Source organism: Nitrosopumilus sp. b1, from assembly GCF_014078545.1.
GTDB lineage: Archaea > Thermoproteota > Nitrososphaeria > Nitrososphaerales > Nitrosopumilaceae > PXYB01.
This window is the reverse complement of sequence record NZ_MU078745.1, coordinates 1-1,283: the sequence shown is the minus strand read 5'-3', so window position 1 is coordinate 1,283 and position 1,283 is coordinate 1. Positions and strand designations below refer to the sequence as shown.

General features: G+C 37.6%; 2 protein-coding genes. Both read right to left on the bottom strand.

Features of this window, described 5'->3' with window-relative positions:
• Window positions 1-263, bottom strand: a 263-nt coding sequence (locus tag C6988_RS09980; protein WP_182135168.1) for a helix-turn-helix domain-containing protein, incomplete at its 3' end; no start/stop codon positions are given.
• A gap of 285 nt (window positions 264-548) precedes the next feature.
• On the bottom strand, window positions 549-1,283 hold a 735-nt coding region (locus C6988_RS09975), incomplete at its 5' end, for a phosphoribosylaminoimidazolesuccinocarboxamide synthase (protein WP_182135166.1).

Below are 1,283 nucleotides of genomic sequence, written 5' to 3'. Positions count from 1 at the left end.
ATCGCTCCTCGAGTTTCCTCTATCTTTACGATCTCAATTAAACCCGCTTCTTTGAGAATTTCAAGATGATGGCGAATAGTAGTTAGAGCTTTTTTGTAACCGGACTTTTTTAATTGATTAGCAATCTGTTCTGCACTCATAGATTTATGATACAGATTTTCAATTATTTTTGCCCGCGATGGATCCTCGATAGCTCGAGCTTGGTCTGTACTCGTTGTAACTATACGATTCACTTTGAGTTGTTTCTCTAACAGCGTCGACATTGTACTGTTTTCTTTTCAGCTAAGCTAAAAGTTACTTGTATCACATTTTTTTGTCCATTCGCATCAATTTTTTTCTGCTACTAAAATCATTGTAACTAAAACTAATTTTATCATTGCACTACCATATGCATAATAGTACTATCAATATTCTGTTGTTGCTACTATATTCATTGGAGAGGTAAGAAATATCCAAAATTTTGGGAGATGGTCCGGATCAGGGGGTTAATGGACCTCATCAGGGCATAATGATGGATATGGACTATATGGTAGAAAATGGAATTCGAGTTATAGTGCCTGGCCAGTTATCTTTTCATACGCAGTAACATAGCGGTCAGTCATTTTTTGAATTATTTCAGAAGGAATTGCAGGCGGAACTGGTTCTTGCCCTGCATCACGTGCATCATCGAACTTTTTTTGGTAACCTTGGGCTGTAAGCCAGTCACGAAGAATTTGTTTGTCGTATGCTTCTTGAATCTGCCCTACCTTGTGGTTCTCTTTAATCCACAATCTGTACTCATCAGGACCAATAGAGTCACCAAGAACTATCTGGTTACCCACTTTTCCAAACTCTAGCTTCAAGTCAGCAAGTATGAATCCTGCATCATCTGCAGTCTTTGCCATCATGTTATAGATTTCAACTGACTTTTCTGATAGCCAATCAAACTCTTGCTCAGTTACAAGATTCATCTCTAGTGCTTTAGTTCTATCAACTGGAATGTCATGCTCTGACTTTGTAGTAGGATCAAATATTGGTCTTGGAAGCTTTGCTGCAAGCTCTGTAGTTGTTCCATCAGGAACTTGTATCTCGCCTTTCTTCCATCTATTTACCAAGCTTCCATAGAAGTATCCGCGAACAACACACTCCATTGGAATCATCTTCATCTTTTTTACAATGATTTCATTGTCTGACTTTCTTTGCACAAAATGATTTGGTACATTTACTTTGTTAAACCAATATTCTGCAAACTTGCAAAGAACTTCTCCCTTCTTTGGAATGTCTTCTTTGAATTTTACATCATA